This is a genomic window from Caulobacter sp. FV2ye17ST, assembly GCF_058680955.1.
This window is the reverse complement of record NZ_CM178727.1, coordinates 3,826,338-3,847,061: the sequence shown is the minus strand read 5'-3', so window position 1 is coordinate 3,847,061 and position 20,724 is coordinate 3,826,338. Positions and strand designations below refer to the sequence as shown.

Annotated in this window: 20 protein-coding genes, 1 tRNA gene and 2 pseudogenes; 11 read left to right on the top strand and 12 right to left on the bottom strand. The window is 67.8% G+C overall.

What is annotated here, in order from left to right; translation table 11 throughout:
* Positions 1-18: 18 nt before the first annotated feature.
* Both ACW17V_RS18455 and ACW17V_RS18450 read right to left on the bottom strand, forming a co-directional pair.
* Positions 19-897, bottom strand: coding sequence for a transglutaminase-like domain-containing protein (locus tag ACW17V_RS18455; protein ID WP_492106497.1), 879 nt, complete (start codon positions 895-897; stop codon positions 19-21).
* A gap of 92 nt (positions 898-989) precedes the next feature.
* Positions 990-1,916, bottom strand: a complete 927-nt coding sequence (locus ACW17V_RS18450) for a transglutaminase family protein (protein WP_492106496.1) — start codon at positions 1,914-1,916, stop codon at positions 990-992.
* Positions 1,917-1,990: 74 nt separating this feature from the next.
* Between ACW17V_RS18450 and ACW17V_RS18445 the strand changes: the two genes are divergently transcribed.
* On the top strand, positions 1,991-2,740 hold the full coding sequence (locus ACW17V_RS18445; RefSeq protein WP_492106495.1) for an N-formylglutamate amidohydrolase: 750 nt from the start codon (positions 1,991-1,993) through the stop codon (positions 2,738-2,740).
* Here ACW17V_RS18445 and ACW17V_RS18440 read toward each other — a convergent pair.
* From ACW17V_RS18440 to rph, 3 genes are all read right to left on the bottom strand, one after another.
* Positions 2,694-3,074 carry a PilZ domain-containing protein gene (locus ACW17V_RS18440; RefSeq protein ID WP_492106494.1) on the bottom strand — a complete coding sequence of 127 codons (381 nt, stop codon included), beginning with the start codon at positions 3,072-3,074 and terminating at the stop codon, positions 2,694-2,696. The genes ACW17V_RS18445 and ACW17V_RS18440 overlap by 47 nt on opposite strands.
* Positions 3,075-3,167: 93 nt before the next feature.
* On the bottom strand, positions 3,168-4,157 hold the full coding sequence (locus ACW17V_RS18435) for a S1C family serine protease (RefSeq protein WP_492106493.1): 990 nt from the start codon (positions 4,155-4,157) through the stop codon (positions 3,168-3,170).
* A gap of 94 nt (positions 4,158-4,251) precedes the next feature.
* Positions 4,252-4,968 carry a ribonuclease PH gene (rph, locus tag ACW17V_RS18430; RefSeq protein WP_492106492.1) on the bottom strand — a complete coding sequence of 239 codons (717 nt, stop codon included), beginning with the start codon at positions 4,966-4,968 and terminating at the stop codon, positions 4,252-4,254.
* Positions 4,969-5,079: 111 nt separating this feature from the next.
* On the opposite strand from rph, the gene hrcA reads away from it, so the two are divergent.
* Positions 5,080-6,144, top strand: coding sequence for a heat-inducible transcriptional repressor HrcA (gene hrcA, locus ACW17V_RS18425; protein WP_492106491.1), 1,065 nt, complete (start codon positions 5,080-5,082; stop codon positions 6,142-6,144).
* Between the two features lie 10 nt (positions 6,145-6,154).
* Positions 6,155-6,790, top strand: coding sequence for a nucleotide exchange factor GrpE (grpE, locus tag ACW17V_RS18420; protein WP_492106490.1), 636 nt, complete (start codon positions 6,155-6,157; stop codon positions 6,788-6,790).
* Here grpE and ACW17V_RS18415 read toward each other — a convergent pair.
* A complete protein-coding gene (locus ACW17V_RS18415) occupies positions 6,730-6,987 on the bottom strand; it encodes a DUF2061 domain-containing protein (protein WP_492106489.1) in 258 nt (85 codons plus the stop codon). The two genes, grpE and ACW17V_RS18415, sit on opposite strands and share 61 nt — an antisense overlap.
* Before the next feature lie 174 nt (positions 6,988-7,161).
* Here ACW17V_RS18415 and dnaN point away from each other — a divergent pair, with 174 nt between their 5' ends.
* Entirely contained in the window at positions 7,162-8,280 is a 1,119-nt protein-coding gene (gene dnaN, locus ACW17V_RS18410; protein WP_492106488.1) for a DNA polymerase III subunit beta, read from the top strand.
* A gap of 16 nt (positions 8,281-8,296) precedes the next feature.
* Entirely contained in the window at positions 8,297-8,641 is a 345-nt protein-coding gene (locus ACW17V_RS18405; protein ID WP_492106487.1) for a hypothetical protein, read from the top strand.
* A gap of 233 nt (positions 8,642-8,874) precedes the next feature.
* Here ACW17V_RS18405 and ACW17V_RS18400 read toward each other — a convergent pair.
* Positions 8,875-9,020 (bottom strand): annotated as a pseudogene (locus tag ACW17V_RS18400) (hypothetical protein); the annotation flags it as partial.
* Between the two features lie 325 nt (positions 9,021-9,345).
* Here ACW17V_RS18400 and recF point away from each other — a divergent pair.
* The 3 genes from recF (at position 9,346) to ACW17V_RS18385 (ending at position 14,271) form a co-directional block, all read left to right on the top strand.
* Complete coding sequence (recF, locus tag ACW17V_RS18395) at positions 9,346-10,509, top strand: DNA replication/repair protein RecF (RefSeq protein WP_492106486.1); 1,164 nt, start codon at positions 9,346-9,348, stop codon at positions 10,507-10,509.
* On the top strand, positions 10,506-12,998 hold the full coding sequence (gene gyrB, locus ACW17V_RS18390) for a DNA topoisomerase (ATP-hydrolyzing) subunit B (RefSeq protein WP_492106485.1): 2,493 nt from the start codon (positions 10,506-10,508) through the stop codon (positions 12,996-12,998). Before recF ends, gyrB begins: the two co-directional genes overlap by 4 nt.
* Before the next feature lie 190 nt (positions 12,999-13,188).
* The gene (locus ACW17V_RS18385; RefSeq protein ID WP_492106484.1) at positions 13,189-14,271 is read left to right on the top strand and encodes a cache domain-containing protein; all 1,083 of its coding nucleotides are present in this window, start codon (positions 13,189-13,191) and stop codon (positions 14,269-14,271) included.
* A gap of 52 nt (positions 14,272-14,323) precedes the next feature.
* Here the strand turns inward: ACW17V_RS18385 and ACW17V_RS18380 are convergent.
* The 3 genes from ACW17V_RS18380 to ACW17V_RS18370 all read right to left on the bottom strand — a co-directional run bounded on the left by ACW17V_RS18380 (position 14,324) and on the right by ACW17V_RS18370 (position 16,805).
* Positions 14,324-14,400: transfer RNA gene (locus tag ACW17V_RS18380), tRNA-Arg, on the bottom strand.
* Between the two features lie 55 nt (positions 14,401-14,455).
* On the bottom strand, positions 14,456-15,778 hold the full coding sequence (locus tag ACW17V_RS18375; protein WP_492106483.1) for an NCS2 family permease: 1,323 nt from the start codon (positions 15,776-15,778) through the stop codon (positions 14,456-14,458).
* A gap of 64 nt (positions 15,779-15,842) precedes the next feature.
* The gene (locus tag ACW17V_RS18370) at positions 15,843-16,805 is read right to left on the bottom strand and encodes an ABC transporter ATP-binding protein (RefSeq protein WP_492106482.1); all 963 of its coding nucleotides are present in this window, start codon (positions 16,803-16,805) and stop codon (positions 15,843-15,845) included.
* A 172-nt stretch (positions 16,806-16,977) separates the two neighbouring features.
* On the opposite strand from ACW17V_RS18370, the gene ACW17V_RS18365 reads away from it, so the two are divergent.
* The 3 genes and pseudogenes from ACW17V_RS18365 to ACW17V_RS18355 form a co-directional block, all read left to right on the top strand.
* Positions 16,978-17,271 carry a zinc-finger domain-containing protein gene (locus ACW17V_RS18365; protein ID WP_492106481.1) on the top strand — a complete coding sequence of 98 codons (294 nt, stop codon included), beginning with the start codon at positions 16,978-16,980 and terminating at the stop codon, positions 17,269-17,271.
* Positions 17,249-17,707: an acyl-CoA thioesterase gene (locus ACW17V_RS18360; RefSeq protein ID WP_492106480.1), complete on the top strand. Its 459-nt coding sequence runs from the start codon at positions 17,249-17,251 to the stop codon at positions 17,705-17,707. The genes ACW17V_RS18365 and ACW17V_RS18360 overlap by 23 nt, the downstream gene beginning before the upstream one ends.
* Before the next feature lie 521 nt (positions 17,708-18,228).
* Positions 18,229-18,377 (top strand): annotated as a pseudogene (locus ACW17V_RS18355) (hypothetical protein); the annotation flags it as partial.
* A gap of 218 nt (positions 18,378-18,595) precedes the next feature.
* Here the strand turns inward: ACW17V_RS18355 and ACW17V_RS18350 are convergent.
* Together ACW17V_RS18350 and ACW17V_RS18345 are read right to left on the bottom strand one after the other, a co-directional pair.
* Positions 18,596-19,171 carry a glutathione S-transferase family protein gene (locus ACW17V_RS18350; protein ID WP_492106479.1) on the bottom strand — a complete coding sequence of 192 codons (576 nt, stop codon included), beginning with the start codon at positions 19,169-19,171 and terminating at the stop codon, positions 18,596-18,598.
* A 223-nt stretch (positions 19,172-19,394) separates the two neighbouring features.
* Positions 19,395-20,723 (bottom strand): energy transducer TonB, encoded by a 1,329-nt coding sequence (locus ACW17V_RS18345; protein ID WP_492106478.1) that lies wholly within the window; start codon positions 20,721-20,723, stop codon positions 19,395-19,397.
* Position 20,724: the final 1 nt, after the last annotated feature.

The window sequence follows — 20,724 nt, the reverse complement described above, 5'->3', positions numbered from 1 at the left end:
ACGACCCATCATCTTCCTCTACAGCGGCGAGCGCGCCCGCACGGCGCGTCCCGCCTCGCCGGTGGTGTCGATAACGGGCACGGGCAGGGCGTCGGCCTCGGTCTCATAGGCCCAGACCCGGAACCCGTTCAGTTGATGGGGCCCAAACGAGGTCAGCATCGCCACGTCGGCGGCGTCGCGCCCGTGGGCCACGACAATGCGGCCGATGCGCGGGATGTTGTTGCGGGGGTCGAAGGCCCACCATCGTCCGCCCAGATAGACCTCCATCCAGGCGCTGAAATCCATCGGATCGACGCGCGGCACGCCGATGTCGCCCAGATAGCCGTTCACATAGCGGGCTGGGATGTTCAGGCAGCGGCACAGGGCCACGGCCAGGTGGGCATAGTCGCGGCACACGCCGATGCGGCCTTCATAGACCTCGTAGGCGGTGCGGGTGGAGCAGGCGGTCTTGTAGTCGAAAGTGATGTGGTCGTGGACGAAGTCGCAGACGGCCTGGACCCGCGCCCAGCCTTCCTGGATATGGCCAAAGCGGTCCCAGGCGATCTGGCTGAGGCGATCGGTCTCGCAGTAGCGGCTGCCCATCAGATAGCCGAGGCAGTCGTCGGGCAGGTCGGCGACATCATGCAGCCAGGCGTCCGGCGCCCGGGGATCCACCGCGCCGCTGTCTTCGATGACGCTGTCGCTCCACAGGGTCAGGACGCCGGCCGGGGCGACGAAGCGCCGGCAGGGATTGTCGAACATGTCCCGATAGGTCGAGGTCTCGACCGCCGGCGTCGTGAAGAAGGATTCCGGCATCCGCACATCGGCCTCGCGCCCGTCGCGCAGGCCCAGCAGGGTCACCATCGCCGTCGGCTGCTGGCAGTAGACCGTGATCTCGTAGCCATAGCGGATCAGCATCGTGGTCGTCTCACAAGGCGCCGGGCGCCGTGCGGGCGAATCCGGGATCGGAAGGGATCAAGCCACAACGCGCGGCGCGGCCACAGGATGCGTCAGCCGAACGCCGCGGCGAGCGAAGGGGCCAGATGATCCTCGATGCTGGTCACATCGACCTCGACATCCATGTCCAGATAGTCGGTGGGAAAGCCTGACCAGGTGCCATGCACGGGCGGCGCCTGGCGCGGATCGCGCACCACCGCGACGCGGATCAGGTCGGTATTGCCGACGATGCCGTTGGTCGGGTCGAACTCCACCCAGCCGCACGAGGGCAGATAGACCCGCAGCCAGGCGTGGGTATGGCCCCCTCCCGTGCGCTCGACCGCGATCTGCTTGCGCGAGGGGCTGTGGATGTAGCCGGACACGAACTGGGCGGCGAGGCCCAGGCTGCGCACGGCCTCGATCATCAGCACGGCGAAGTCGCGGCAGGTGCCGCCCCGGTTCTCCAGGGTGGTCAGCGGCGTCTGCACGCCGCGCTCGAAGCGCTTGCCGTATCGAAAATCGGCATAGATCGCCTGGGTCATCTCGGCCAGCAGATGCTGCAGGCAGGTGGCCCCGGACGGCTTGACGAAGCGCAGGGCCCAGCGGGCCAGGACGCCGTCGGGATCTTCGTGCTGCGGGGCGATCGACTGGACCAGATCGGGCAGGTCGTCGCTGGAATAGGTGAAGGGCCGGCCGGCTTCATAGACGTCGACATGGCCGGGCACGTCGCCAAAGGCGGGCAGGGGCGTGTGGTCCAGGGTGAACTGGCTTTCGAAGCTCAGCTCGCTGGCGCGACCCTGGAACTGGGCGACGCCGATCCAGTTGCCCAGCACGTCCTGAACGTAGCGCAGCTGCACGGGATGGGGCGTGATCAGCAGGCTGGACGACAGCAGTCGCTGATCGCAACCTTCGCGCGGACGAAGCATCATGCGATGATCGCCAAACGCCACGGGATTGCGATACCGGTAGCGCGTGAGATGGCGGACCGAAAGCACAGGCATTGGACACTAGTGGCCGGGATTCGGATGCGGGGTCGACCCGCCTTCTTGTCGCAGGCGATCCGGACCCGGTCATTGTGCTCAATGCGGGCGCCCCGTCGGCCTTTCTGCTTCTGGGGGACCATGCGGGACGGGAAATCCCGAGGCGGCTGGACCGGCTAGGCGTCAGCGACGCCGCCCTCGACCGCCACATCGCCTGGGATATCGGCATTGCGGGTCTTGGAACGCGGCTCTCGGCCCTGCTGGACGCCACCTTCATCGCGCAGGTCTATTCGCGGCTGGTCGTTGACTGCAATCGCCGGCCCGGGGCCGACGGCGCGACGCCGGCGGTCAGCGACGGCGAGCCGATCCCCGGCAATCGGGACCTTTCGCCGCAAGCCGTCGCGGCCCGCATGGCCGAGATCTACGCCCCCTATCAGGACGCGATCGCCGCCGCCCTGGACGCGAGGGCCGGGCGACCGACCATCCTGATCGCCCTTCACAGCTTCACGCCGTCGATGCAGGGCGTGGACCGGCCGTGGCGGCTGGGCGTGCTGCACCGTCACGACTCGCCGTTCTCGTCGGCCGTGCTGGCCAGGTTGCGAGCGGATCTGGGGCAAGCGGTCGGCGACAACGCGCCCTATGCGATGGACGCGACCGACAACACCATCCCGCTGCACGCCGATGCGCGCGGTCTGGACTATCTGGAACTGGAGGTTCGTCAGGACCTGCTGGCCGACGCCGAGGGGCAGGCGAAGATGGCCGAATGGCTCGCGCCGAGACTGGTCGAGGCGCTGGAGACTAAAGCTCGGCTTCCAGGGCCGCCGCCTGGCGGGCGCGACGTCTAGCAAACAGCAGGGCGGCCTCGGCCGCGCCTTCCACGCCGCCGCCGGGACGGTCCAGGGTATCGCTCTCGACGAACTGCAGGCCCGCCTCGCGATCCGACTGCCACACCGATCGGGCCAGGTGGATGCGTCGCACGCGGGTGTCGACCAAGTAGAGATCCCCCTCCGGCAGGGGCGTACCCAATAGCCGGATCCGCGCGCCGCCCTCGGCCACGTCGATCAGGGCGCAGCGCAGCGTATCGCGTCCGCTGACCAGATAGACCTTCCGCGAGGTCGGCCGCCGCGCATAGGCGCGCTGGTCGGCGGCGGAGGCGGTTTGTCGGGCTGTTGCTCGCATGGGATGAGCTTATGCCACGACAAGGTTAACGAGCAGATGCTTGTGCTGAAGGTTGGGTGAGACGCTTCGCCGCGCCCATCAGACGAGCACTTGTCAGTTGTATCGCGGCTTTTTCAGCAGGGTAGCGCGGTCCATTGAGCGGATCTCGACCTCGAAGCTGTCGCCCTCGCGCAGCACGCGCAGGGGAATGGTCGCCCCGGCCGGGCCCTGGTTCCACAGCGCGGTGTAGAACTCGGTCAGGTCGGCGACCCCCTGGCCGTCGACGGCCAGGATGATGTCGCCGGGCCGCAGCTCGGCCCGCGCCGCCGGACCCTTGGGCGAGATGCCGACCACCACGACGTGGTCTTCGATCTCCTGGGCGAACACGCCCAGCCACGGGCGGGCCGGATGGGGCGACTTGCCCCGCGCCAGATCATCGAGAATGGGCGGCAGTAGTTCGGCGGGCACGAACATGGTGATCGGCTTTGACGACCCGTCGCGGCCCCGGGTCTCCAGGCTCAGCGACCCCAGGCCCACCAGGTCGCCCTTGGGGCCGATCAGGGCGGCACCGCTCCAGTGCGGGTGGGCGGGCTCGGCCATGATGGCGTCGTCGAGCAGATATTCCCAGTAGCCGGCGAACGGCATGCGGGTGACGATCTGGGCCGCCGCCGCGTGGTCGCGCCCGCCCGCCCCGGCGGCGATGACCGCCGAGCCGGCGGGCAGGTCCCTGGACGAGCCGATGCGCATCGCCGGCAGGTCCAGCGGCTGCAGGGCCTGGACCAGGCCCAGCCCGCTGCGGGGGTCGAAGCCCAGCACATGGGCCGAGACCCGGCGGCCGTCATTCAGCGTCAGGATCACTTCCCGCGCCTCGGTGATCAGATAGGCCATGGTCAGGACCAGCCCCGTGGGGCTGATCACCACGCCGTTGCCGATGCGCTCGGTCCCCAGGATATTGGCCGTATAGGCGTCGGACGCCACGCGCGCCTCGAGGGCGACGACGGAGTCCAGCACGGTGTCCAGGTCGAACGGATAGGCCTCGGCCGAGGGCCGCAGCCGGGCCTCGACCTCATGGCCCTGGAATGGTGGCGGGAACGGTGAAGGCACGCCCATCTCCTGTCTCAGACTCAGGAATCTGGGGCTCGCCGCGCCCTCCGGCAAGAGGGCGCGGCGTCACGGAGCCGTTTCCGGGCCCCGGCGCCTATTTCCCGATGGCCGCCATCTGGAAGGCGAACAGCTCGCCGATGCCCTTTTCGGCCAGGCCGTACAGCGACTCGAACTCGCTCCGCGTGAAGCCGCGCTTTTCGCCGGTGGCCTGGATTTCGACGATGTCGCCACCCTGCGTCAGCACGAAATTGCTGTCGGCCTCGGCATTGCTGTCTTCCTCATAGTCGAGGTCGAGCACCGGGGTGTCGGCGAACACGCCGCACGAGACGGCGGCGACCTGGCCGGTGATCGGGTCGGTCTTCAGCACGCCCTCGTCCAGCAGGTACTGGGTGGCCAGGCGCAGGGCGACCCAGGCGCCGGTGATGGCGGCGGTGCGGGTGCCGCCGTCGGCCTGGACGACGTCGCAGTCCAGCGTGATCTGGCGCTCGCCCAGGGCCTTGAGGTCGACCACGGCGCGCAGGGACCGGCCGATCAGACGCTGGATTTCCTGGGTGCGGCCGGTCTGCTTGCCGGCGGCGGCCTCGCGGCGGCCGCGGGTGTGGGTGGCGCGGGGCAGCATGCCGTACTCGGCCGTGACCCAGCCCTGGCCCTTGCCGCGCATCCAGCCGGGGATGCTTTCCTCGACGCTGGCGGTGACCAGCACCTTGGTGTGGCCAAAGCCGATCAGGCACGAGCCCTCGGCATAGCGGTTGACGCCGGTCTCCAGCGTGACGGCGCGCAGTTGGTCGGGGGCGCGGTTCGAGGGACGCATTGGAAACTCCGGCTTTAACTGTGGGAAGGGGCCGCTTATCCTATCTGCGACGGGAACTTGAAAGAGCGCCCGCCGCTTTTCTGATTTCAGCGAGGTCTCCGGCTTAACGCCATGACGCAATTGTTTGGTCGCACCCCCGGTCTGACGGAGTTGGACGCGCGGGCGCGCGACATCTTCAAGCGGGTGGTGGAAGCCTATCTGGAGACCGGCGAGCCGGTGGGCTCGCGCACGCTGTCGCGGGGCGGGATGTCGCTGTCGCCGGCCTCGATCCGCAACACCATGCAGGACCTGGCCCAGCTGGGCCTGCTGGACGCGCCTCACACCAGCGCCGGACGGATGCCCACCCATGCGGGCCTGCGGATGTTCGTCGACGGCTTTCTGGAGGTCGGCGATGTCGGCCAGGAAGAGCGCCAGGCCATCGAGGCGCGGCTGTTCTCGCGCGGCCGCTCGTTCGAGGAAGCCCTGGCCGAGGCCGGCTCGATCCTGTCGGGCCTGGCCGGCGGGGCCAGCATCGTGGTCACGCCCGTCCGCGAGGGCGGGGTCAAGCATGTCGAGTTCGTGGCCCTGGGCGGCGACCAGGCCCTGGCGGTGATGGTCTTCGAGGACGGCACGGTCGAGAACCGCCTGATGAAGCGCGCCGCCGGCATGACGCCCTCGGCCTTTCAGGAGGCGTCCAACTTCCTCAACAGCCGCCTGCGCGGCCGCACGCTCAGCGAGGCCAAGGACGAGGTCCGGGCCGAGCTGGAGACCGCCCGCCGGCAACTGGACGAGACGGCGGCGCGTTTGGTCGAGGACGGTCTGGCGGCCTGGGGGGGCGGCGAGGGCGACGCCCGGGCCCTGATCGTGCGCGGCCAGGCCAACCTCCTGGGCGAGCCCGGCGCGCGCGAGGATCTGGAGCGCGTCCGGATGCTGTTTGACGATCTGGAGCAGAAGGGCCAGCTGATCGGCCTGCTCGACGACGTCCGCGAAGCGCAGGGCGTGCGCATTTTCATCGGAGCCGAAACACGACTCTTTTCGCTTTCGGGTTCCTCCGTGATCGCGGCGCCCTATATGACGGGCCAACGCAAGGTGCTGGGCGCGATCGGCGTGATCGGCCCCACGCGCCTCAACTATGCCCGGGTGATCCCGCTGGTGGACTATACCGCCCGCGTGCTCGGCCGGATGATGGATGGATAGGGACTACGCGATGAGTGACGATCAAGCGCCGGTTGAAGAGATGGACATGGCCCCGGAAGCCGAGGACGCCGCTCAGGAAATCGAGGCGCTGAAGCTGGAAGTGGCGGCCCTGAAGGATCAGGTCTTCCGCTACGCCGCCGAAGCGGAAAACACCAAGCGCCGGGCCGAGCGCGAGATGAACGACGCCCGCGCCTATGCGATCCAGAAGTTCGCCCGCGACCTGCTGGGCGCGGCCGACAACCTGTCGCGCGCCACGGCCATGAGCCCGCGCGACAGCCAGGATCCGGCGGTGACCAACTACATCATCGGCGTCGAGATGACCGAGAAGGAGCTTCTGGCGGCCTTCGAACGCAATGGCCTCAAGAAGATCGAGCCGGCCAAGGGCGAGAAGTTCGACCCCCACCTGCATCAGGCGGTGATGGAACAGCCCTCGACCGAGGTCGCGGCCGGCGGCGTCATCCAGTTCCTGCAGGCCGGCTACGAGCTGATGGGCCGCCTGATCCGTCCGGCCATGGTCGCCGTGGCGGCCAAGGGCTCGACGGCGCCAGGTTCGGCCGAACCGTCCTCGGGCGGCGGCGCCAACCCCTATGCCGGGGCCAACACCGATGCCGACGGCTCGGGCGGTTCGGTCGACATCAAGTCCTGACGGCGCTTCTGGTCGCGGCGCTTGTCGGCCCGCGACCAGGCCCGTTCGTGCAGGTTGAAAAACACCGTCTGGACCAGCGGTTCGACGATGCCCACCGCCAGGGCCACGCGCCAGTCGCGGGTCAGGGCGTAGGCGACGGCGACCGCCACCGTCAGGTGCATCGAGGCGTAGGTCAGGGTCTTGAGGGCGAGGCGCATGGCGCGCGCTCCTTGTTGCGAATGGTTCTCAGTAGATAGGCGCGGTTTCGTGGCTGACAAGGGGTTCGGCCCCCTTCCCCCAACGCGCGATTTCGCTAATGTCGGCGGTCCATTCACTACGGGGCCCGCGCGCGACTCACCTGCTCGCGATGGCCGCGCGATCTGGACCTGATTATGAAGCTTACGATCGAACGGGCGGCGCTGCTGAAGGCGCTGGGGCATGTGCAGAGCGTCGTCGAGCGCCGCAACACCATCCCGATCCTGTCGAACATCCTGCTGTCGGCGGATCGCGACACGCTCAGCTTCTCGGCCACCGACCTGGACATGGAGATCATCGACGAGGGCCTGGCCCAGATCGACGTGCCCGGCCAGATCACCGCGCCCGCCCACACCCTGTACGAGATCGTCCGCAAGCTGCCGGATGGTTCGGACGTGTCGCTCAGCTTCAGCGGCGACGACCCCCGCCTGGTAATCCAGGCCGGCCGCTCGCGCTTCAACCTGCCGGTGCTGCCGGCGGGCGACTTCCCGGTGATGAGCAGCGATGGCCTGTCGGGCCGCATCGCCGTCGACACCAATGAGCTGATCCGCCTGATCGACAAGACCCGGTTCGCGATCTCCACCGAAGAGACCCGCTACTATCTGAACGGCCTGTATCTCCACACCGTCAATGACGGCGGCGTGGTCAAGCTGCGCGCCGTGGCCACCGACGGTCACCGCCTGGCGCTGGCTGAAATGGACGCCCCTGAAGGCGCCGCCGGCCTGCCGGGCATCATCGTGCCGCGCAAGACCATCCAGGAGGCCCGCCGCCTGATGGAATCGGCCGGCGAGCATGTCGACCTGCAGGTCAGCGCCCAGAAGGTGCGCTTCGAGTTCGGCGCGGCCGCCCTGACCTCCAAGGTCATCGACGGCGCCTTCCCCGACTATCTGCGCGTCATCCCGCGCGACAACGCCAAGATCCTGACCCTGGACAACGACCTGTTCGCCAAGGCCGTCGACCGGGTGGCCACCATCTCGGCCGAGAAGAGCCGCTCGGTGAAGTTGGCCATCGAGCCGGGCCGCATCACCCTGACCGTGCGCAACATGGAAGCCGGCCAGGCCGTCGAAGAGGTCGAGGTCGATTACGACGGCGAGCCCTTCGAGATCGGCTTCAACGCCCGCTATCTGCTGGACGTCTGCGGCCAGATCGGCGGCCCGATCGCCGAGTTCCGCTTCGCCGACCCGGCCAGCCCCACCCTGGTGGTCGATCCGACCGATCCGGGCGTGAAATACGTGCTGATGCCGCTGCGGGTCTGATCCCGCCCGGCAGGCCATGACCCAGGGACTGCGCGAAGAGCTGTTCGTCGAGCTGTTCGACAACATGCTCACCCTTTGGGAAGCGACGGACTTTACCGGCTGCGAGACCTGGTTCGACCGCTCCCAGCGCGTGGAGGCGGCGTTCGGCGCGGTCGAGCACCGCATCGACCTGATGGCGATGAACTACGCCGTCCATCGCGCCATCGCTCCGGACGCCCGCTTCGACGAGCCGCTCCGCGAGCTGGTCGACCGCGACGCGGCGCGCCAGACCTTTCAGGCCAACATGATGCGCGTGCTGATGGGCGCGGCCGGGGTCTGGCAGAAGGACAATCTGGACATCGCGCGGCGGTATTTCGGGTAGGCGAGCGCGGGGATCGGGAGCGCGCCGTCCCCGGATGGGGATGGGGATAGACGCCCCAAGTTCTCCCCCTGAAGGGGAGCATCACGAGCCGCCCCATACAATCCCCGTCATCCCGGGGCTCGTCCCCGGGACCCATCGTTCCGTTGCGCCGTAAGGGGTTTGTGATCCGCCGACCGTGCGGCCGACCCATGGGTCCCGGGAACAAGTCCCGGGATGACGGGCTTTGTTGAGCGTCACGCTCCTGGGCGCCGACACGGGCGTCCAGACAATCGACGCAGCCCCCGTAAAACCTCCCGTATTCTGTACCCACCTCGTCGCAGGGAAAGGGCGCAAGGCCAGCGACCATTGCGGCGGCGGGGTGTGATCGAGCGGGGACAGGCGGGCGTAATGGCTCGCGGCCCGGCGTGAACGCTATTCACGCCGCCCGTCTGGGGCTGGGAGCGTACGAGGCGTCACAATACCGCCCAAGCGCAGGCTCTTGTGAACCGGTCACGCGGAGCGCACGGCTTCGTCGAAACGGTAATCTCTATTTCTCATCCGGACGTGGTCCGGACGCTCCGCGACCCTTTCCATCCCTTCAGCGAGCCGTCGCGTGAGGCTGAGAGCCCGTGTCTTCTCCCTTCCCCCATCAAGGGGGAAGGGAGTCTCTCTGGAGGGAAGGGAGCCAACGTGACGCCACCGCCAACCTGCCTTAAGAGACCCCCATGGCGTCGGCCGCGATCAATACCCTGACCCTGACCGACTTCCGGTCCTACGCGCACGCCCGCCTCGAGACGGGCGGTCGCAGCGTCTATCTGTTCGGGGCCAATGGCGCGGGCAAGACCAACCTGCTGGAGGCCATCAGCCTGCTGTCGCCCGGCAAGGGCCTGCGCGGCTCCAGCCTGGCCGAGGTGGGTCGTCGCATGCCCGGCGAGGCCACGGGCCGGGCCTGGGCCGTGGCGGCGCAGGTCGAGGCGGGTCTGGACGAGCCGGTGCAGCTGGGCACGGGCGTCGAGATCGGCGGCCAGACCCGGCGGCTGGTGCGGGTGGAGGGCGAGACCGTGCCCCCCGGCCGGCTGGCCGATCACATCCGCCCCATCTGGCTGACCCCGGCCCAGGACCGCCTGTTCCTCGAGGCCGCCTCCGAGCGCCGCCGCTTTTTCGACCGGCTGGTATTCGCCGGCGAGCCGTCGCATGCCAGCCACGCCAACGCCTATGACAAGGCTCAGCGCGAACGCATGCGCCTGCTGACCGACGCCTTCGAGAGCGGGGCGCCGGCCGATCCCGTGTGGCTGACCGCCCTGGAAGCACGCCTCGCCGAGGCCGGCGCCCTGATGGCCGAGGCCCGCGCCCGCACCCTGGTCGCCCTGCAGGCCGAGATCGACGGCCGCGGCGACCGGCCCTTTCCCCAGGCCAGGCTGTCCCTGACCGGCGAGTGGGAAAAACTGGCGCTGGAGGGTATCGAATTCGCCGAGATCGAGCTGCGTCTGGCCACGGCCCTGGTCGCCGCCCGGCCCCGCGACGGGGCCGCCGGACGGGCCCTGACCGGTCCGCATCGCGGTGATCTGGACATCCTGCACGTCGAGAAGGACCGTCCGGCGGCGGAATGCTCGACCGGAGAGCAGAAAGCGCTGATTCTGAACCTGGTTTTGGCCCAGGCGGCGCGACTTTCGCGTGCGGAATCCGCGCCGAATCCTATAGTATTGCTCGACGAAGTCGCCGCGCATCTCGACCTTACCCGGCGAGCCGCTCTGGCTGACGAAATCACGGCGCTCAAGCTCCAGGCCTTCCTCACCGGCACGGACGAGTTGCTGTTCGACCACCTCAAAGGTCGGGCTCTTGGCGTTCGCGTGTGCGACGCCGGCCTGACCGCTTTGGAAGACGTATGACGCAAGAGACCGAAGGCCCCGCTGAAGACAACTCGGGCGACCGTCTGACCACCGCCGACGGCTCGCAGATGGCGGCCCCCGAAGTGATGGGCGGCGACTATGACGCCGACTCGATCAAGGTGCTCAAGGGCCTGGACGCGGTGCGCAAGCGCCCCGGCATGTATATCGGCGACACCGACGACGGCTCGGGCCTGCACCACATGGTCTATGAGGTGGTCGACAACGCCATCGACGAGGCCCTGGCCGGCCACGCCACCAAGGTGGAGGTCATTCTCAACGCCGACGGCTCGGTGACCGTCACCGACGACGGGCGCGGCATCCCGGTCGACATCCATGAAGGCGAAGGCGTCTCGGCGGCCGAGGTCATCATGACCCAGCTGCACGCCGGCGGTAAGTTCGACCAGAACAGCTACAAGGTCTCCGGCGGTCTGCACGGGGTCGGCGTCTCGGTGGTCAACGCGCTCAGCGACTGGCTGGAGCTGAAGATCCACCGCAACGGCCACAGCTATCAGATGCGCTTCGAGCGCGGCGACGCGGTGACCTCGCTGGCCCAGACCGGCGATTCGCCGGTGCGGTCGGAAGGCCCCAAGGCCGGCCAGACCCTGACGGGCACCGAAGTCACCTTCTTCCCGTCGAAGGAAACCTTCGCCTTCATCGATTTCGATCGGAAGACGCTGGAGCACCGCCTGCGCGAGCTGGCGTTCCTGAACTCGGGCGTGACGATCTATTTCCGCGACCTGCGCGACGCCGAGCCGTGGGAAGAAAAGCTGCACTATGAGGGCGGCATCGAGGCCTTCGTGCGCCACCTCGACAAGGCCAAGACCCCGCTGCTGAAGACGCCGATCGTCATTCGCGGCCGCAAGGACAAGGTCGAGATCGACCTGGCCCTGTGGTGGAACGACAGCTACCACGAGCACATGCTGTGCTTCACCAACAACATCCCGCAGCGGGATGGCGGCACGCACCTTTCGGCCTTCCGGGGCGCCCTGACCCGGATCATCACCAACTACGCCGAGAGCTCGGGCATCACCAAAAAGGAAAAGGTCAATGTCGGGGGCGAGGACGCCCGCGAAGGCCTGACCTGCGTGCTGTCGGTCAAGGTGCCTGATCCCAAGTTCAGCTCGCAGACCAAGGACAAGCTGGTCTCGTCCGAGGTGCGCCCGGCCGTCGAAAACCTGGTGCAGGAAGGCCTGGCCTCCTGGTTCGAGGAACACCCGACCGAAGCCAAGGCCATCGTCTCCAAGATCGCCGAAGCCGCCGCCGCCCGCGAAGCCGCCCGCAAGGCCCGCGAACTGACCCGCCGCAAGAGCGCGCTCGACATCACCAGCCTGCCCGGCAAGCTGGCCGACTGCGCCGAACGCGATCCGGCCAAGTCCGAAATCTTCATCGTCGAGGGTGACTCGGCCGGTGGTTCCGCCAAGCAGGCCCGCAACCGCGACAACCAGGCGGTTCTGCCCCTGCGCGGCAAGATCCTGAACGTGGAGCGGGCGCGCTTCGACAAGATGCTGTCGTCCGACCAGATCGGCACCCTGATCACGGCCCTGGGGGCCGGCATTGGCCGCGACGACTTCAACGCCGACAAGGTGCGCTACCACAAGATCGTGCTGATGACCGACGCCGACGTCGACGGCGCCCACATCCGCACCCTGCTGCTGACCTTCTTCTACCGGCAGATGCCGGAGCTGATCGAGCGCGGCTATATCTATATCGCCCAGCCGCCGCTCTATAAGGCGGCCAAGGGCAAGTCCTCGCGCTATCTGAAGGACGACAGCGAGATGGACGCCTTCCTGATCGACGAGGGCGTCGACGGGGCCGAGCTGGACCTGCCGTCGGGCGAGCGCCGCACCGGCAAGGACCTCCTGGCCCTGATCCAGCTGTGCCGTCAGGCCAAGGGCAATATCGACCGCCTGGCCGCCCGCGCCCCGGCCTTCGCCGTGGAGCAGACGGCGCTGGCCGGCCTGCTCAGCGAGAGCCCCGACATCGCCGCCGCCGCCGCGCGCCTGGACCTCTACGCCGAAGAAGGCGACGGCCCCTGGACCGGCGAGCGCGGCGACACGGCCTATGTGTTCAAGCGCATCCGTCGCGGCGTCACCGAGAGCGTGGTGCTGGACGATGGCCTGCTGCACGCCGCCGACGCCCGCCGTTTGGCCGAGCGCGCCGGGGCTCTGGCCGAGATCTTCTCGGGCCGCGCCGTGTTCCGCCGCAAGGACAAGTCGACCACCGTCCGCGGACCGATGGATCTGGTGGGCGCGGTGATGGACGCCGGCCGCAAGGGCCTGTCGATCCAGCGCTACAAGGGCCTGGGCGAGATGAACCCTGACCAGCTGTGGGAGACCACCCTCGATGTCGAGGCCCGCACCCTGCTGCAGGTCAAGGTGCAACATGCCGACAACGCCGACGACATGTTCAGCCGTCTGATGGGTGATCTGGTCGAGCCGCGTCGCGAGTTCATCCAGGAAAACGCCCTGGACGCCGAGGTGGACGTCTAAGGCAAGTGACTGATTTGCCGATATTTTAAGCAAATCGCGCTCACAATATCGGCTGCTGATCGCTTGGATTCGCCATTTTGGCGAAAATGGTTGATGCTGTGGCGATGTGACACATGGCGCGCGTGACGTAGGCGTCTTCTTGCGTGACTCTCAGGTGATTCGGTAAAGTTTTGCGTGGGGACCCGTTAAGTTGGAACAGGACGCCAGCCTGCGCCCGGAGAGGATACTCGACCTCTCCGAACGCCTGAGTACGGTCGCCGGGGAAAAGATCGGCGAGATCGCCCGGGTCAACCGCGCGGCCAAGATGCTGTCGATCAACGCCCTGATCGTCGCCGCCCGGGCGGGCGAGGCGGGCAAGGGCTTCGCCATCGTCGCCGAGGAATTCAAGAAGATCTCCACCGAGATCGACGTCGTCGCCGCGGCCCTTGAAAGCCAGGTGCGCGCCGATCTGGACGAGCTGACCGCGATCGGCGGGGCGATCCTGGGCCACATGCGCGGCCAGCGTCTGGCCGATCTGGCGCTGAACGCCATCGAGATCGTCGATCGAAACCTCTATGAACGCACCTGCGACGTGCGCTGGTGGGCCACCGATTCCGCCGTCGTCGCCTGCGTTGACGATCTGTCGGCCGAGAGCGCCCGCCACGCCAGCGAGCGGATGGGTGTGATCCTGGACGCCTACACCGTGTATCTCGACCTGTGGATCTGCGACGCCAAGGGGCGGGTTATCGCCACCGGGCGTCCGGATCGCTATCCCGGCGCCCGCAACATCTCGGCGGCCGACGCCCCCTGGTTCCGCGAGGCCATGAAGACCGCCAGCGGCGACGACTTCATCGCCTGCGACATCGAGCGGGTGAAAGCCCTCAATGACGCGCCCGTGGCCACCTACGCCACCGCCATCCGCGAAGGCGGCAAGAGCAACGGCAAGATCCTGGGCGTCATGGGCGTCCACTTCGACTGGAAGCCCCAGGCCCAGGCCGTCGTCGACGGCGTGCGCCTGACCACCGAGGAGCGCTCGCGCTCGCGGGTGATGCTGCTGGACCAGAAGGGCCGCGTCCTGGCCTCCTCGGACGGGCGCGGCGTGCTCACCGAGGTCTTTCCGCTCAACACCTCGGACGGGCCGATGGGCAGCTATGCCGACGGCGACCTGACCGTGGGCTACGCGCTCACCCCCGGCTACGAGACCTACAAGGGCCTGGGCTGGTACGGCTGCCTGGCCCAGACCAAGGAGCCGGCCTCGATCATCGAGACGATGGCCAAGTCCGCCGCCGCCTGATCGACGGTCCGGACTTGCCTGGCCCGGTCTGGCCTGGCGATGTCTGGGAGATTGGCGCACCCGACAGGATTCGAACCTGTGACCTCTGCCTTCGGAGGGCAGCGCTCTATCCAGCTGAGCTACGGGTGCGTCCGCCTTGCGGGAACGGCGTCTTAGCCGAAAGGCGCGGTCGGCGCAAACGGGGTTATTCGCCTCCCATATAAATGAAGCGGGCGATGAACAGGGCGGCCAGCACATAGAGCAGCCAGTCGCTGATCCTGGCTTGGCCGCGCACCAGTTTCAGGGCCGCATAGCTGGTGATGCCGAACGCCAGGCCGTTGGCGATCGAGAAGGTCAGCGGGATGGTGATCAGGGTCAGGAAGGCCGGGATGGCCACGCCCGGATCGTCCCACTCCACCTCGGCCAGCGAACCGATCATCATGGCGCCCACCAGGATCAGGGCCGGCGCCGTGGCCGCCACCGGTATCGCCTGGACCAGGGGCGCGAAGAACAGGGTCAGCAGAAACAGCAGGCCGACAACGATCGCCGTCAGGCCCGTGCGACCGCCAGCCTGCACGCCTGAAGCGCTCTCGATATAGCTGACCACGGTGCTGGTGCCGGCCACCGAGCCGGCGATGGTGGCCACCGAATCGGCCATCAGGATGCGGTTCAGGCGCGGGATCGAACCGTCGGGCGCCACAAGGCCGGCCTTCTTGGTCACGGCCACCAGGGTGCCGACATTGTCGAACAGGTCGACGAACAGGAAGACGAAGATGATCTCGGCCAGGGCCATGCCCATGGCCCCGTTGATGTGCAGGGCGGCCGGGATGTCGAGCTTGAAGGCGGTGGCCGACAGTTCGGCGAGGCTGTAGCCGCCCGGCGCGACCTTCGACAGGCCCATGAACCAGCCGACGGCGGCGATGATCAGGATGCCGATCAGGATCGCGCCCTTCACCCGCCAGGCCATCAGGGCGCCGATGATCAGCAGGCCGGTCAGGGCCAGGATCGCGGTCGGCTTGGTCAGGTCGCCCAGCCCGACCGTGGTGGCCGGATTGCTGACGATGATGCCGGCTTCCTTCAGGCCGATGAAGGCGATGAACAGCCCGACACCCGCCGCCACCGCCGAGAACAGCGGCCGGGGAATGGCCCCGACGATCAGCTGGCGGATGCCGGCCACGGTCAGGATCAGGAAGGCGACGCCCGACAGGAACACGCAGCCCAGCGCCGTCTGCCACGGCACGCCCATGCCGATCACGACGGTGTAGGTGAAATAGGCGTTCAGCCCCATGCCGGGGGCCAGGGCGATCGGGTAGTTGGCGATCAGCCCCATCAGGATGCAGCCGATGCCGGCCGCCAGGCAGGTGGCGGCGGCCACGGCGGCCACGGGCATACCGGCCTCGCCCAGGATCGCCGGATTGACGATGACGATATAGGCCATGGTCAGGAAGGTGGTGAACCCGGCCAGCGCCTCGGTGCGCAGGCTGGTCCCCTGGGCCTTCAGCCCGAACTGCTTTTCCAGGAAACTCATCGACGCACCCCCAACTTGAGCGGGGGAGTTTGTCCAAGCGTCTCCGGAACGCAAGAGTCGACCGTCAGTCCCGGGTCGGATCGGCCGCGTTTGGGTCGCCATAGGTCAGGGACAGGAAGACGTCTTCCAGATCCGGGTCTTCGGTGGCGATGTCCTTGATGTGCATGCCGTTGGCCCGCACGGCCGCCAGCACCTGCTCGACGCTGGACTGACCGGTGCGATACGACACCGCGAACGCCCCGCCGGCCCGGATCTTGGTCTCGAAGCCGGCCAAAACCGGCGCGACGGTCACGGGCTGTTCCGGCGTCACGACCACATTGCGGCTGTCCATCCGGCGCAGCAGCACCGAGGTCGGCTCGCAGGCCACCACCTCGCCGCGATTGACGATGGCGATCTGGTCGCACAGCTCCTGGGCCTCTTCCAGATAGTGGGTGGTCAGCACGATGGTGACGCCCAGTTCGTTCAGGCCCTTCACATAGCTCCACAGCTGGCGGCGCAGCTCGACATCGACGCCGGCGGTCGGCTCGTCGAGGATCAGCACCGGCGGCTGGTGCACCATGGCCTTGGCCACCATCAGGCGACGCTTCATGCCGCCCGACAGCTGGCGGACATAGGCATTGGCCTTGTCGGCCAGGCCCAGCGCGTTGAGCAGTTCGTCGGTGCGCCGCTCGCTCTTGGGCACGCCGTACATGCCCGCCTGCACGTCCAGCGATTCGCGCGGCGTGAAGAAGACGTCCGTCGCCAGTTCCTGCGGAACCACCCCGATGGCGGCGCGGGCGTCGCGCGGCCTCTGGTCGATGTCGCGGCCCCAGATCCGCACCGTGCCGCTGGTCTTGCGGGTCAGGCCGGCCAGAATGTTGATGAAGGTCGACTTGCCGGCACCGTTGGGCCCCAGCAGGCCGAAGATCGAGCCGCGCGGCACCTTCAGGTCGATGCCGTTCAGGGCGCGCTTTTCCGGCGAGGTCTTGGTGGCGGCGTAGGTCTTGAACAGGCCTTCGGCTTCGATGGCGTAGGCGGGCAGGTCCATGCAACGTCCAGACAGGTCCCCGAGGGGACGATAGGGCCCGGTCAGGTCCCGCGGGGGACAATAGGGCAGGGAAGGCGCGCGGCTTGAATTGACGGCGGCGCGACAGGTCGCATAGGTATGCCTGCATCGCCGCCAAGCCAAGGCCGCGTCCAGACTTCAAGGGTTTTCGAACATGGCGCGCAAGGCCAAGACCGTCACCGCCACCGCTCCCACCGCCATGGACGTCGCCGTCACGGCCGTCGGCGCGGGTCCCGCGCCGGAAACCATCATGGTCCGCTCGCACCGCATCGCCTGCGACGGCGTCGGCGGCGCCTTGGGCCATCCGCGCGTCTGGCTGGAAATGGGCGCGGCGGGTTTCGTCGACTGCTCCTATTGCGACCGTCGCTTCGTGGCGACCACGGCGGCCGGCCACGACGAGGACGAGCAGCTGGCGCCGGGCGTCTATGAAGGCGCCGGCGGCCACTAGGGTCGTGCCGGACAGCGTTCCCCCGTCGCGCCGCGCCGAAACCCTGACCGAGGCCTGGGCCGCGGCGGAATGGCCGCACGAGGCGCCGGTGCTGCGCGCCATCGCCATGCCGTCCGACACCAATCCCGAGGGCGACATCTTTGGCGGCTGGCTGCTGTCGCAGATGGACCTGGCCGCCGCCTCGATCGCCTTCCACCGCGCCGCGGGCCGCTGCGCCACCATCGCCATCGACGGCATGACCTTCATCAGCCCGGTCTTCGTCGGCGACGAGGTCAGCCTGTTCGCCAAGGTCGTCCACACCGGTCGCACCTCCCTGAAGGTCGGGGTTGAGGCCTGGCGCCGCAGCCGCGACAGCGAGCAGGCGCACAAGGTGACCGAGGGGGTGTTCACCTTCGTGGCCATCGATGAGCACCGGAAGTCTCGGGCTTTGCCTTAGGCCACGGCTTCGCCTCTTCACGCGGTTCACCGCTGAAGGGATGGAAAGGGTCGCGGAGCGTCCGGACCACGTCCGGATGAGAAATAGAAAATACCGTTTCGACGAAGCCGTCCGCTCCGCGTGGTCGTTATCCGTCAGCGTCCCGTCAGGTGGCCCTGTTCAGGCCTTACCGGGAGCCGGGCCGCTCCGTTTCCGGAGCCGCTCGGCGGTCGAGGCGGGCGAGCCAATCTAATGACTAATGAACACACCCGTCTGTCCTCATCCACGCCAACGGCGGGCGGGTCCCGCAACGCCGGGATCCCCGGACCGGTCGAGTATCCCCCTCGACCCTAGTCCCGCTCGATCACCCCCCGCCGCCGCAATGGTCGCTGGCCTTGCGCCCTTTCCTCGCGACGAGGTGAGAGCATTATGCGGGAGGTTTCAGCGCGTCTGATTGGCGCGATCGATTATTTCGTAGCGCGTTGATTGGGCTGAAGTTTGTTTCCGAAAGAACGGGGATACAGCGCCGCCAATCCCCATAACTCCCGTCATTCCCGCCCTTGTGGCGGGAACCCCTATGTCCGCCGCAGGTGCGGGAGGGGCGAAGTGCGCGCGCACTTCGCTGGCGCTTCACGTGTCAGCTGAACCAGGGGTTCCCGCCACAAGGGCGGGAATGACGGTGATTTATTGGAGTGGCCGCCCGCCTGCCTTCGCGCCGAAGGGAGCCCTCCTTAAATCTCACGGCGAGACGATCGCCGGTCAGACCGGCACGCTGCAGCCTCCAGGAGATTTAAGGATGAGCGGGACGCCGAGGCGTCCGCTTGCAGGTCGATAGGCAATGGGTGCTTTCGACCCGTTCCGGGTGTTGAGCGCTGCCCTCTCCTGTCTCGATTGGCGATGAGACAGAGTTCAGGTGTTCACCCCCTCGTGCGAACGTTCCATCGCGCGCTTGTAGGCGTCGCGGCCGGTGGTGCGAGCGAGGTAAGCCTGTTCGGCGTCGCCGAGGGTGATGCCGCAGGTCCGCTGGCCCAGGGTCAGAGCGTAAGTCACCGAGATGTCGGCGGCGGTGAAGGCCTCACCGGCGAGATAGGGCGAGCTGGCAAGCCGTTGGCTGACCAGCTTCAGCCGCTTCTGAAACGACTTCAGGCACCAGGTCGCGCCCCAGTTCTCGCGCTCGGCCTCGGGCGCGATGAAGCGGCTGACAATGACGGGCATCATCAGGGTCGCGAGGCCGGCTTCGCCCAGGTGCAGAAACTGCTGGTAGGCGGGGAAGGTCGGGTCCTGCGGCGCGGGCGCCAGCGGCGTGGGCCCGTAGCGGGCCATCAGGTACTCCATGATCGCGATCGACTCGACCATGACGACCTCGCCGTCCTGGACCGCCGGGATGTAGTTGGCGGGGTTTACCGCCAGAAACTCGGGGTCCTGCTCGGCGGCCAGCATGTCCACCTGCCTTATGCGATAGGGAAGGCCCATCTCTTCCAGCACCCAGACGACCCGGATCGATCGCGAGGTCTGTCCGCCCCAAACCGGTGATCATGCGCAGGCCCCTTCCTGGTGTGACTGAGGATCGACTGTCGTGAGCCCTGGAGGCCGTGACGCCCCAAGCCTATGCGAAGCTTAGTTTCAGCCAGGGCCGCTCGCCACCGACAAACCACACGTCCGCTATCGGCGTCGCGGCCCCGTTTCTGCCCCACCGTTGCGTCGTCGATCAGGGCTTTACAGCCTCCGCAGGTTCCCGGGGCGGGCCCTGCCATTCGAACTTGATCGGCAGGATGATGCGAAGGCCGTCGACAGGGTCGCCCTCTGCGGTCCAGGGGTTCATGCGCATGAGGCTCGCGGCCTTCATGGCGGCGGCGGCGAACTCCAGGTTGGCGGGGTCCTCGCGCGCGGCCTGGCAATCGGTCAGTTCGCCGGTCGCCGTGACCCTGCATGACACCACACCAAGCCCGGCCTTCACGCCAGCCTCTGTCGCCGCCGCAGGGTAGGTGTCGGCCATGCCTCGCGGGCTCAGGGTGCGGGTCCAGCGCGGCTTGGTCAGTTTGCGCCCATCCGGGGTGGCCGGATTGCGAAAGCGGAAGGGGATATCGATCTTGTAGTCGTCGAGATCCTTGGCCTTGTCGGCCGTGAAGGCGACCTGGAAGGACTTCGACAGCGCTCTGGCGGCCTTGCCAAAGCCCTTGCCCTTGGGGACTTCGGAAATCACCTCGCACCCGGCCAGGCGACCGGCCTTGTTGAGGTCGCAACGCAGGGCTGCCTGGCCGGAGGGCAGGTCGCCGGCCTCGGCGGGCCAGGCGGCGGCGACCTCGATGGCGGTCGGGGCCTGGGTCCAGGGCGGGTCCAAGACCAGACTCTGGCCGGTGGGGCGTAGGTTGCTGTTGACCAGACCCGACCAGATGATCGGCACGGTGACATCGCTGCTCATGGCCTTGCCGCCGCGGATCTTCGGGCTCATCCGAAACTGCGGGGCCAGCTGCAGGCCGGCCACCCCAAAGCCCAGGCCTGGTGGGTCCTCGGACACCACCTTGCAGTTCTGCAGAAAGCCCTCGACGGTGACATCGCACTTGATGGACGCCCGCCCGTCGCGGTTGCGCTTGACCGCCTCTTTGGGGAAGACGCCGGCCATGTCCTGGGGGCTGGGCTTTCTGACCCAGTCGGGATTGGCGTCGCCAGGCGCCAGGAAGGCGAAATGGGTCTTGAGAGGTCGACCCGCGACCGAGGCGCCGGACATGTCCCGGGTCTTGATCCGCTCCTTGCCGACCAGTTGCAGGGCCGCCGCGCCGAAGCCCAGTCCGGCCGGCTCTTCCTTGAAGATCGTGCAGTCCTTGAGCTTGCCCCCGGTGTCGGCCACACAGGCCAGGGTGACGTCGCCCGAGATCTTCTGATCGAAGGCGGCCTTGGGATAGGCGGCCTTGACGTCGGCGGGTTTGGCGCCGGCGATGAACTGGGGCCGCCAGCCGGCGGCGTCCTCATCGTCCTGGGCCAGAACGGGTCCCGCGATCGCGGCGACCAGGATCGCCAAGGCCCATGAATGCTTCATC